11 protein-coding genes are annotated in these 10707 nt (G+C 69.1%); 8 read left to right on the forward strand and 3 right to left on the reverse strand.

Annotated features, from left to right (window positions below; genetic code table 11):
- The first annotated feature begins 147 nt into the window (after positions 1-147).
- Complete coding sequence (locus J0695_RS35895) at positions 148-1338, forward strand: acyl-CoA dehydrogenase family protein (RefSeq protein WP_206968965.1); 1191 nt, start codon at positions 148-150, stop codon at positions 1336-1338.
- Positions 1339-1354: 16 nt separating this feature from the next.
- Here the strand turns inward: J0695_RS35895 and J0695_RS35900 are convergent, their stop codons facing one another.
- Entirely contained in the window at positions 1355-1795 is a 441-nt protein-coding gene (locus tag J0695_RS35900; protein WP_206968966.1) for a cell division protein SepF, read from the reverse strand.
- A gap of 276 nt (positions 1796-2071) precedes the next feature.
- On the opposite strand from J0695_RS35900, the gene J0695_RS35905 reads away from it, so the two are divergent.
- The 5 genes from J0695_RS35905 (at position 2072) to J0695_RS35925 (ending at position 7133) form a co-directional block, all read left to right on the forward strand.
- Positions 2072-3244 carry a DUF5685 family protein gene (locus J0695_RS35905; RefSeq protein WP_307798873.1) on the forward strand — a complete coding sequence of 391 codons (1173 nt, stop codon included), beginning with the start codon at positions 2072-2074 and terminating at the stop codon, positions 3242-3244.
- Between the two features lie 248 nt (positions 3245-3492).
- Positions 3493-5775, forward strand: coding sequence for a sensor histidine kinase (locus J0695_RS35910; protein WP_206968968.1), 2283 nt, complete (start codon positions 3493-3495; stop codon positions 5773-5775).
- A complete protein-coding gene (locus tag J0695_RS35915; RefSeq protein WP_206968969.1) occupies positions 5772-6197 on the forward strand; it encodes a roadblock/LC7 domain-containing protein in 426 nt (141 codons plus the stop codon). Before J0695_RS35910 ends, J0695_RS35915 begins: the two co-directional genes overlap by 4 nt.
- Positions 6194-6541, forward strand: a complete 348-nt coding sequence (locus J0695_RS35920; RefSeq protein WP_206968970.1) for a DUF742 domain-containing protein — start codon at positions 6194-6196, stop codon at positions 6539-6541. The genes J0695_RS35915 and J0695_RS35920 overlap by 4 nt, the downstream gene beginning before the upstream one ends.
- Positions 6525-7133, forward strand: a complete 609-nt coding sequence (locus J0695_RS35925; protein WP_206968971.1) for a GTP-binding protein — start codon at positions 6525-6527, stop codon at positions 7131-7133. The genes J0695_RS35920 and J0695_RS35925 overlap by 17 nt, the downstream gene beginning before the upstream one ends.
- A gap of 65 nt (positions 7134-7198) precedes the next feature.
- Here J0695_RS35925 and J0695_RS35930 read toward each other — a convergent pair whose 3' ends face one another.
- Both J0695_RS35930 and J0695_RS35935 read right to left on the reverse strand, forming a co-directional pair.
- A complete protein-coding gene (locus tag J0695_RS35930) occupies positions 7199-8146 on the reverse strand; it encodes an ABC transporter substrate-binding protein (protein ID WP_206968972.1) in 948 nt (315 codons plus the stop codon).
- On the reverse strand, positions 8143-8640 hold the full coding sequence (locus J0695_RS35935; RefSeq protein ID WP_206968973.1) for a GNAT family N-acetyltransferase: 498 nt from the start codon (positions 8638-8640) through the stop codon (positions 8143-8145). Before J0695_RS35935 ends, J0695_RS35930 begins: the two co-directional genes overlap by 4 nt.
- A 388-nt stretch (positions 8641-9028) precedes the next feature.
- Here J0695_RS35935 and J0695_RS35940 point away from each other — a divergent pair, with 388 nt between their 5' ends.
- Together J0695_RS35940 and J0695_RS35945 are read left to right on the forward strand one after the other, a co-directional pair.
- Positions 9029-9886 (forward strand): amino acid ABC transporter permease, encoded by an 858-nt coding sequence (locus tag J0695_RS35940; protein ID WP_206968974.1) that lies wholly within the window; start codon positions 9029-9031, stop codon positions 9884-9886.
- Positions 9883-10707 (forward strand): FAD/NAD(P)-binding protein (locus J0695_RS35945; RefSeq protein WP_206968975.1); only part of this gene is annotated, 825 nt, incomplete at its 3' end. The genes J0695_RS35940 and J0695_RS35945, both read left to right, overlap by 4 nt.

Below are 10707 nucleotides of genomic sequence, written 5' to 3' on the forward strand. Positions count from 1 at the left end.
GGGGCTCCGCCCCAGACCCCGCTCCTCAATCGCCGGAGGGGCTTATCTTGGCTGACGTTGCCTGGACGTGCAGGTGCCTGCGCCGTAATCTCGGGCACGTCATTAATTAGCAGTGCTAGTTTTAGGCGAACCGTCGGAGGTCCTGCCATGTCCGCATCCTCGAAACTGCCGCCCTTCGACCCCGCCGATCTCCTCGGTCTCGACGATCTGCTCAGCGCCGAGGACCTCGCGATCCGCTCCACCGTCCGCTCCTGGGCCGCCGACCGCGTCCTGCCGCACATCGCCGAGTGGTACGAGAAGGGCGAATTGCCCGACATTCGCGAACTGGCCCTCGAACTCGGCTCCATCGGGGCGCTCGGGATGTCCCTGGAGGGTTACGGCTGCGCGGGCGCCAGCGCCGTCCAGTACGGGCTGGCCTGTCTGGAGCTGGAGGCCGCGGACTCGGGGATCCGCTCGCTCGTCTCCGTACAGGGATCGCTCGCCATGTACGCGATCCACCGCTTCGGCTCCGAGGAGCAGAAGCAGCAGTGGCTGCCCGGCATGGCGGCCGGCGAGATCATCGGCTGCTTCGGGCTGACCGAGCCCGACCGCGGCTCCGACCCGGGCGACATGCAGACCCGCGCCAAGCGCGACGGCACCGACTGGGTGCTCAACGGGCGCAAGATGTGGATCACCAACGGGTCGGTGGCCGGCGTCGCCGTGGTCTGGGCCCAGACCGACGAGGGGATCCGCGGCTTCGTCGTACCGACCGGCGTGGCCGGTTTCTCCGCTCCGGAGATCAAGCACAAGTGGTCGCTGCGCGCCTCCGTCACCAGCGAGCTGGTCCTCGATGACGTGCGGCTGCCCGCCGACGCCGCGCTGCCGGAGGTCGTCGGGCTGAAGGGTCCGCTCAGCTGCCTCAGCCACGCCCGTTACGGAATCGTGTGGGGCGCGATGGGCGCCGCACGCTCCAGCTTCGAGACGGCGGTGGCGTACTCCAAGACGCGCGAGCAGTTCGGGAAGCCGATCGGCGGCTTCCAACTGACCCAGGCCAAGCTCGCCGATATGGCCGTCGAACTGCACAAGGGGATCCTGCTCGCCCACCATCTGGGCCGGCGTCTGGACGCGGGGAAGCTCCGCCCCGAGCAGGTCAGTTTCGGCAAGCTCAACAATGTGCGCGAGGCGATCGAGATCTGCCGCACCTCGCGGACGATCCTCGGCGCCAACGGGATCTCGCTGGAGTACCCGATCATGCGCCACGCCACCAACCTCGAGTCGGTGCTCACCTACGAGGGCACGGTCGAGATGCACCAGCTGGTGCTGGGCAAGGCGCTCACCGGCCTGGATGCCTTCCGATGAGCTGACCTCACCCAGCTCAGTTCTGGTTGAAGAAGCCGCTGTTGGCGCGGCCCGCGGACTCCCCGCTGACGATCTGCGTGTCGGCGGGGGTCAGCAGGAAGACCCTGGTCGCCACGCGCTCGATGGAACCGCGCAGACCGAAGGTCAGACCCGCGGCGAAGTCCACCACGCGCTTGGCGTCGGCGGGCTCCATGGATGTGAGGTTCATGATCACCGGGACGCCGTCCCGGAACATCTCGCCGATGGAGCGAGCGTCCCGGAAGCCGTCCGGTGTGATCGTGGCGATTCTGCGGCCCTTCTCCTCGGCCGCGTCGGAGACCACCCGCACACGCGGGTCGGTCGCCCACGTCTCGCCACCAGAGGTCTCGGTCCCCTCCGGGTACTCGTCGTCGTAGTAGCGGTCGTCACTGCTCTCGACAAGCCCCAGCCAGGCACTCGCCTTGCGTACCGAACCCATGGACGCCTCCTTTCACCGCGGTCTGTCTGCGTTCCGCACCCCTATGGTCGTCCATGATGCGGATCCCGCGCCAAGTGGATAGTCGCCGCGCAGGTGATTCGTGACGGTACTGGTGCAGAACTTGTGGTGGTTCGTCAGGGATCTTCCTGAGTACGGCTGCTGACAGGATGAAAATAAGATGTCTCGGGCCATGTGGGTGACGGTGGGGACGTACGGGTGAACGGTTCACTCGATACGATGCATGGCGCACTGTTGAACGAGGCTCGGGGGAGCGCTGTGTTCGGAATCGTCAGGCCCTGTACGCACCGGCTCACCGAGGGCCTGAAGACCGAGTGGATGGCCCATCTCTGCGGACTGTGCCTGGCGCTCCGCGGTGACCACGGACAGTTCGCGCGCGTCGTCACCAACTACGACGGCCTGATCGTCTCGGTTCTGACGGAGGCTCAGTCCGAGCGGTCGGCAGGATGGCGCAGGACCGCGGGCCCCTGCCCGCTGCGCGGGATGCGCACCGCGCCCGTGGCGCAGGGCGAGGGTGCGCGCCTCGCGGCCGCCGTCTCCCTGGTACTGGCCTCGGCGAAGGTACGCGACCACGTCGCCGACCGGGACGGGTGGTTGGCCCGCCGTCCCGTGGCCGCCGCGGCCCGCCGCGTCGCCGCCGGCTGGGACCGCGCGGGCGCCCGTACCGGCGCCGCTCTCGGCTTCGATACGGCGGTGCTCGTCGACGCCGTCGACCGGCAGACCGGGATCGAGGCACTCGCGGGGCCCGGAACCCCGCTGCTCACCGTCACCGAGCCGACCGAGACGGCCACCGCTGCAGCCTTCGCCCACACGGCCGTTCTCGCCGGGCGGCCGGGGAACGCGGCACCGCTCGCCGAGGCCGGACGGCTCTTCGGGCGGCTCGCACATCTGCTGGATGCCGTGGAGGACCGGGAAACTGACGCCGCGTCGGGTGCCTGGAACCCTCTCGCCGCCACCGGCACGGACCTGGCGGAGGCGCGACGGCTCTGCGACGACGCGCTGCACGGGATCCGTCTCGCGTTGCGCGACGCGGGTATCGGGGGTGCCGGGGGTCGCCCCCCGGAAAAGCACAGCTCGGACGGAAAACTGGCGCACGTCCTGCTCGCACACGAACTGCAGCGGTCCGTGGACCGGGCCTTCGGCGCGAGCTGTGCGCACCGGACGCCGACGCCCAGCCCCTTCGGACCGCCGCCGCCCGGCTTCGACGAGGAGCCGGAGAAGCCCTCGAAGAAGCGCGGGCTTCTGGCCGGGTGCGCGATGGCCGTCGGGCTGTTCTGCACCTGCCAGGTGTGCTGTGCCAACGACTACGAAGGGCCCTGGTCGCGCAAGAGGCGCGAGGGCTGCTGCAACGGGTGCGACGGCTGCGACTGTCCCTGTGACGGCTGCGACTGCGACGGGTGCGACTGCTGTTGCCCGTGCGACGGTTGCTGACCGGGCGCCTCGGCCGTCGGTCGTATGCAATCCGGATCGGTCCGCAGGCCCGTAACGCACGGACCTGGGCCGACCCGTACATCGTGTTTCGGCCCGGTAAAACAAGCCGATGATCGGGTGACCCTTGGATCGTGAGCCTCGTTGGCCTGGACGCAGAACCATTTCTGCCCAACCGTCACTTGGCTCCCTCCTAAGGGTTATCAGTGGAAGCAGACACATCGACGGCGGTACTCCGCCGTCTCCCAGGCATGCGCCGCGCGACGCTCTCCGGTCCCCGGACCATTCGCGCCCGGCTCCTCCGGATCCTCGTGCTCTCTCTCGTCCTGCTGCTGACGCTGCTCGGCATCTCGGCGGGGCAGCAGATCGGCGGATACCGGAACGCGGCCGCCACCGCACAGAACGCACGGCTCGAAGTGACCCTGCAGGGTCTGGTCCACGAGCTGCAGAAGGAACGTGGACTGACCACCGGTTACGTCGGCGGGGTGGGCCAGTTCCGGGCCAGGATCCCCGCCCAGCGCACGGCCACCGACACCGCTCGGACCGTGCTGGAGCAGGCTCTCACCGGACGGGACGATCCAGCCGCTCGTTCCGTACGCGACGAGATGAGCCGCCTCGACGGGCTCGCCGGAATCCGTAGCTCCGCCGACAACGGCAGTGGCAAGGTCGCCGAGACCTTCGACTACTTCACCTCCACCATCACCGTCCTCAACCGTCTGGGCCTCGGGCTCGACGACGTACGGGACGGACGGCTCCGCAAGGACTACCAGGCGCTCCAAGTGCTCGGTAATTCCAAGGAGTTCATGGGGGAGGAGCGTGCGATCGTCCTCGGGTCCGTCCGTGCCGGACGGTTCCGCGGTGACGACTACAGCCGCTTCATGGAGATCCGCTCCGGACGGCTCGCCGCCCTGGAGTCCTTCCCCCAGTCGGCCACCGCGGCCCAGCAGCACCGGCTCGCCGGTGCGCTCGCCACGCCCGACGCCGTACGGGCACTGGGCTTCGAGTCGGTGGCCGTGCACGGCGGCGGAAAGCTGTCGGAGCGCGACCTCGCGGCGATGGACTGGTGGACCGCGATGACCTCCGCCATCAACGGGCTGCGTACGGTGCAGATCTCGATTGGCGCCGACATCAAGGACCGCGCCGACACGCTGGAGGGCGACGCCCTCCAGCAGCTGCTGATCTTCGCCCTGGTAGCGGTCGGCGCTGTCGCCGCGCTCGGCGGGCTGGCGCTCGGCTGCGTACGGTCGGTGTCCGGGCCGCTCGACAGCCTCGCCCGGCAGGCGCGCGACGTGGCGGGCAGCCGGCTGCCGCAGGCCGTCGCCCGGGTGCAGTCGGCGGGCGGCGATCGGCCGCAGCCGCCGGCGCCGCTGTCCCTTCCCGTCCGTACGGGCGAGGAGGTCAAGCTGGTCGCCGACGCCTTCGACCAGGTCCAGCGGGCCGCCTTCGACCTCGCCACCGAGCAGGCCGTACTGCGCCGGAACGCCACCGACTCGCTCGTCAGCCTCGGCCGGCGCAACCAGAACCTGGTACGCCGTCAGATCAGCTTCATCAACAAGCTGGAGCACGAGGACGCCGACCCGGCGACGCTCGCCAACCTCTTCGAGCTCGACCACCTCGCGACCCGTATGCGGCGCAACGCCGAGAGCCTGCTGGTTCTCGCCGGGGAGTCTTCGCCGCGCACCTGGGCCACTCCGCTCACCGTCACCGATGTGCTGCGGGCCGCGCTCTCCGAGGTGGAGGAGTACCGGCGCGTCACCCTGCGCCGCGTCGAGCCCGCCCACATCAGCGGGTCCGTCGTCTCCGAGATCGCGCACCTCCTCGCCGAACTGGTCGAGAACGCGCTGAGCTTCTCGCCGCCCGATTCGGACGTGGAGGTCGAGGGGCGCCGTACCAGCGCCGGATATCTCATCGCGATCGTCGACCATGGCTTCGGCATGGACGCGCAAGGGCTCGCCGAGGCGAACGTACGGCTCTCGGGCACGGCCAGTTTCATGGCCGAACCCACCAGGTTCCTCGGCCACTTCGTGGTCGGCGCGCTCGCCAGGAAGTGCGGGATCGAGGTACGGCTCGGGGAGGCGCCCGCGGCCGGAGTCGTCGCACGCGTACTGATCCCGGCCACCCTGCTGGCGGAGGAGACAGCAGCGGTGGTGCCCGGTCCGCGGACCGAGGACTCCGCGGCGCCGGGCCCCGTCACGCGTCCCGCAGCTCCTGAAAAGGCGGTGAAGCCGGTGAAACCGGCGAAGGACGAGCGGCCCGCGGCCTCCAACGGCGCGGCCCGTACCCGTAACGGACTCGTCAAGCGGCCCAAGCGCAGCGGCATTCCCTCGGCCGTCAGCGAGAGCGAGGCGCCGCGCTGGCAGCAGGATGCCGAGCCGACGCCCGACCGCAGCCCGGAGGAGATCTCCGGGATGCTCTCGACGCTCCGCAGCTCCCACCTGCGCGGCGGCATCAGCGTCGAGAAGGAGAAAGAGAAGGCCGAGAAAGCCGAGAAGACCGAGAAGGCAGACCGGGCCGAGAAGGACAGTGCCAAGTGACCGTCGATGTGCACAACGACTCGCAAACGTTCAACTGGCTCCTCGCCAACTTCGTCCGGAACACCGACGGCGTGCGCGACGCGGTGGCGGTCTCGTCCGACGGGCTGCTGATCGCGGTCTCCGAAGGACTCGGCCGCACCGACGCCGACCATCTCTCGGCGATCGTCTCGGGACTCTCCAGCCTGGCGCGCAGTGCCTCGCGGCGCTACGAGTTCGACGGCGTGAAGCTGATCATGATCGAGATGGGGCGGGGGTTCCTGCTCGTCTCGGCGATCAGGGACGGCAGCTGTCTGGGCGTACTGGCCGACAGCAGCGGTGAACTCGGCCTGGTCGGCTATGAGATGGCCGTACTCTCCGAGCGCGCGGGCGACCTGCTCAACCCGACGCTCATCGCCGATCTGCGGACGGTGCTGCCACGGTGAGCGAGGATTCCGCCGAGGACGCGCTGTTCGTACGGCCGTTCATCATGACCGGCGGACGGTCGGAGCCCGTGCAGGCGGGGCTCCGGCTCGAGACGCTGGTCGTCGCGGTCGAAGAGGCCCATGTACGGGGCCCTGGGCTGGAGTTCGAACGGCAGCGGATCGTGGCGCTGTGTGCAGAACCCAAGACGGTCGCCGAGGTCGCCGACGGCATCGGAGTGCCGCTCGGGGTCGCCAAGGTACTCATCGCCGACCTGATGGTCGGCGGACTGCTGGCCAGCCGGCAGCCGACGGAGCTTCCGCTCCATGTGCTCGAGAGGATCAGGGACCATGTCCGGGCGCTCTGACAAGTCCGTGCCCTTCGCCGTGAAAATTGTGGTCAGCGGCGGTCTGGGAGTCGGCAAGACGACATTCATCGGTGCGGTCTCGGAGATCGAGCCGCTGGACACCGAGGCGGCGATCACCCAGGTTTCGGTGGGTGTCGACTCCCTCGCGGGAGTGGAGGGCAAGACGACGACCACCGTCGCCCTCGACTTCGGGAGGATCACGCTCGATTCGTCGATCGTGCTCTATCTCTTCGGGACGCCGGGGCAGGACCGGTTCTCCTTCCTCTGGGACGACCTGGTGGAGGGCGCGCTCGGCACGGTGGTCCTCGCGGACACCCGGCGGATCGAGGACTCGTTCCCCGCACTGGACTTCTTCGAGGAGCGCGACGAGCCGTTCGTCCTGGCCGTCAACCGCTTCGACGGAGCCCAGCACTTCGATGTCGAAGAGGTGCGGGAAGCCCTCGGCCTCGGGGACCGGGTCCCGGTCGTCGCGTGCGACGCACGCGACCGCAGCTCCGTACGCGATGTGCTCGCCGCCCTGATGGACCAGGTCATCGGCAAGCACCTCGCGGCACGGACCGGCGGGGGACGGGCCAGGGCGCTGGCCCGTTAGTCCCGCCGCGGGGAAGGGGGGCCGGACCGTCCGTGGGTGCGGGCCGGCCCCCTTCCGCAGCTACGTCACTTGACCTCGGGCGGCGAGATCTGCGACTCCTTGATCGCCGACTCGCTGGTGCGCCACTTCTTCAGGATGCGGTCGTACGTACCGTCCTTGATGAGCTGGTTCACCGCGGCCTGGAAGGCAGGAGCGAGCTTGCTCCCCTTCTTGAAGGCGAAGCCCACGTCCAGCCGGTGGAACTCATTGAGGAACTTGACGCCCTGCTGCTGCTCCACCGCGAACCGCAGTCCGTTGATGGTCGACATCACCACATCACTGCGGCCCTGCTGGAGCGAGATCCACAGTGCGCCCCCGTCGGAGTACGTCTGGACCCTGTACTCCTTCTTTCCGGCCGTCGCGCACACCTTCTTGTTCTTCTCCAGGGTCGCCTCGAAGGTGGTCCCTGCCCCGGTCGCCACGTTCAGCCCGCACAGCTGGACCAGGTCGGTGATCTTCTGAAGCTTGCTGTCCTTGCGGGTGGCGAAGCCCTGGCCGTCGTTGATGTACGTCGCGAAGTCGATGACCTTGCGCCGCTCGTCGGTGACGCCGAAGTTGCCGGTCCCCAGGTCGTACTTGCCACTGCCGAGCGCCGGCAGGATCGCCTCGAAGCTCGCCGCCTCGCGGTGGAGCTTCAGGCCCAGCACCTTGGCGGCAGCGTCGGCGAAGTCGATGTCCTGACCGACGATCGTCTTGCCGTCGGGGAGATAGAGGGCGCCGGGCGGGGTTCCGCCGACCGATGTGGCGATCCGGAGCGTGCCCTGCTCGCGCACGTCGGCGGGCAGCAGCGCCGCCGCGGCCTCGTTCTTCGCGACCGACGTGACCACGTCGTCGGTGGGGATCTTCGCGGCGTCGGCCGCCGGTTTGGCGTCGGCCCCTGTGGTCGCGGGATCGCCCGAGCCACAGGCTGTCAGGGTGAGTGCGGCCGCAGTGATCAGGGCGAAGGCTGCGCCGATTCGGGTGGTGCTGCTCATGGCTGCGGGTTCTCCAGATGTTTCTCGAACGGCAGTGGGCCGATCGACTCCGGATCTGCGGACAGATCGAAGAGCGGACGGTAACCGGCAGCCAGATAGAGGCCCTTGGCCTCGGGCTGACGCGGACCGGTGGTCAGATAGATGCGCCCGTAACCGCGGTCCGCCGCGTCTCTTTCGAGTACGTGCAGAACACGCCGGGCCAGCCCCCGGCGCCGGTGGGCCGAGTGCGTCCAGATGCGTTTCAGCTCGGCGGTCGAGCCGTCGTACTGGCGGTACGCGCCTCCGGCGACGGGCTCCCCGCGCTCCAGGAGCAGCAGGAAGGATCCGCCGGGCGGGGCGAACTCGACCGACGGATAACGCTCCAGGTCGGAGGCGGATCCGTAACGGGTGACGTATTCACGGGCCAGCTCATCGAGGAGCGGGCGGGCCAGGGGGTCGTCGACCGTGGTCCGGTGCACGGACAGCGCGGAACCACGGCTCGGGGAGAGCGTCATGCGCGCCCTTCGTTCGAGCAGGCAGAAGGAAGTCAGGGGAGAGCGAGGGGAGGGTGGTGCGATGCGTGTGAAGGCAGGGAAAAGCGGCGCGAAGGTGCGCGGGGGCAGGGCAGGGAGTCAGCTCAACAGGAAGAGGACCACACTCGACCGAAGTCGATGTGGGAGCGCGTGACCAGCCACTGCTGCGAATGCATGGGCTCAGTGGAACAGGCATCCGTTTCCCCGTCAACCACGCTGAGACGTGATGCTCACCATCCGGACACCCTTGACAGCGGGCCGAAGTGGGGCCGTACTCTCGGAGGCGGATCGTGCTGAGGGGCTCGGTCCACCGTGATTTTCGTGTGAAGGCGTCACCCGTGTTCGATCTCAGCATCCACGGAGCCTTCCTATGTCCGCGTCGCCGGATACCCTCGCCAAACCTTCCCCCGCACCGCCGCCCGCCGAGCTCGACGGCAGCGCGCTGCGCATCGTCCCCGTCCGCAGAACCGGCCAGTGGGCGGCGGCAGTTGCCGTCCTGGTGCTGCTCGCACTGGCCGTCAACTCGGTCGTACGCAACGACGCCTTCCAGTGGGGAGTCGTCGGCGACTACTTCGCCACCACGGCCGTCCTGCGCGGCCTCGGGCTGACCCTCTGGCTCACCGCGCTCGTCATGGCGCTCGGTTTCGTACTCGGCACACTGCTCGCGATCATGCGGCTCTCCGACAACCCCGTTCTGCGCAGCGTCAGTTGGGGTTACGTCTGGCTCTTCAGGTCGACGCCGATCCTGGTCCAGCTGCTGTTCTGGTTCAACATCGGGGCGCTCTATCCGCAGATCCTGGGCGTGAAGACCGTCAATCTGCTCTCCCCGGTCGCCGTCGCCGTCATCGGCCTCACCCTGCACGAGGCCGCGTACGCCGCCGAGGTGGTGCGCGGCGGGATCCTCTCCGTCGAGCGCGGCCAGATCGAGGCCGCCCAGTCGCTGGGGCTCGGGCGGTGGCGCCGGCTGCACAGGATCGTGCTGCCGCAGGCCATGCGCTCCATCGTGCCGCCCGCAGGAAACATGCTGATCGGCACCCTCAAGGGCACCTCGATCGTCTCGATCATCGCCGTCCAGGACCTGCTCTACTCCGTGCAGCTCGTCTACCACCGCACCTACCAGGTCGTCCCGCTGCTGCTCGTCGCCACCCTCTGGTACGTCGCGGTGACCTCCCTGCTCTCCGTCGGCCAGTACTACCTGGAGCGGCACTACGGGCGGGGCACCCGATGAAGCCCTCGGTGGTGATCGTCGGAGCCGGTCCGCGGGGGACCGGCTTCCTGGAGCGGCTCGCCGCCAACTCCGCCGATCTGTACGGGGACCGGGAGCTCGACATCCATCTCGTCGACCCCTTTCCGCCGGGCGGCGGCCGGATATGGCGCGAGGAGCAGTCGCCGCTGCTCTGGATGAACTCCATGGCCGAGGACGTCACCATGTTCACCGACTCCTCGTCCAAGCCCCTCGAAGGCCCGGTGCGCCCCGGACCCACCCTCGCCGAATGGGCCGGGCTCGACGGACAGCACTTCCCCGACCGGCGGGCCCAGGGCGCCTATCTGCGCTGGGTGTACGAGCAGGCCGTCGCCGCGCTCCCGCCGACCGTCACCGTGCGGGTGCACAGGACCAGGGCGCTGCGCGTCAGCGGGCCGCGTGCGGGCCGCCAGCAGGTCTGGCTCGAAGGCCGCGACACACCGCTCGATGCCGACCTGGTGATGCTGACCGTCGGTCACCTCGACGCCGAACTCGATCCGGAACAAGCCCAGTTGGCGGACTTCGCCGAACGGCACGGTCTGATCCATCTGCCGCCGGACTTCACCGCGGACGACGACCGGCTCACCGGCCGGGAGGGCGGAGAGGTCGGAGTCCGCGGTGAAGTCCGGCGGCAGATGGATCAGACCGTGCCGTTCGGCGAAGTCCGCCAACTGGGCTTGTTCCGGATCGAGTTCGGCGTCGAGGTGACCGACGGTCAGCATCACCAGGTCGGCATCGAGCGGTGTGTCGCGGCCTTCGAGCCAGACCTGCTGGCGGCCCGCACGCGGCCCGCTGACGCGCAGCGC

Source organism: Streptomyces beijiangensis, from assembly GCF_017315755.1.
Taxonomy (GTDB): domain Bacteria; phylum Actinomycetota; class Actinomycetes; order Streptomycetales; family Streptomycetaceae; genus Streptomyces; species Streptomyces beijiangensis.

Bases quoted from the DNA above. Each gene is read 5' to 3' on its own strand.
- J0695_RS35895 (WP_206968965.1), top strand. From the start codon at position 148: ATGTCCGCATCCTCGAAACTGCCGCCCTTCGACCCCGCCGATCTCCTC.
- J0695_RS35900 (WP_206968966.1), bottom strand. From the start codon at position 1,795: ATGGGTTCGGTACGCAAGGCGAGTGCCTGGCTGGGGCTTGTCGAGAGC.
- J0695_RS35910 (WP_206968968.1), top strand. From the start codon at position 3,493: ATGCGCCGCGCGACGCTCTCCGGTCCCCGGACCATTCGCGCCCGGCTC.
- J0695_RS35925 (WP_206968971.1), top strand. From the start codon at position 6,525: ATGTCCGGGCGCTCTGACAAGTCCGTGCCCTTCGCCGTGAAAATTGTG.
- J0695_RS35930 (WP_206968972.1), bottom strand. From the start codon at position 8,146: ATGAGCAGCACCACCCGAATCGGCGCAGCCTTCGCCCTGATCACTGCG.
- J0695_RS35935 (WP_206968973.1), bottom strand. From the start codon at position 8,640: ATGACGCTCTCCCCGAGCCGTGGTTCCGCGCTGTCCGTGCACCGGACC.
- J0695_RS35940 (WP_206968974.1), top strand. From the start codon at position 9,029: ATGTCCGCGTCGCCGGATACCCTCGCCAAACCTTCCCCCGCACCGCCG.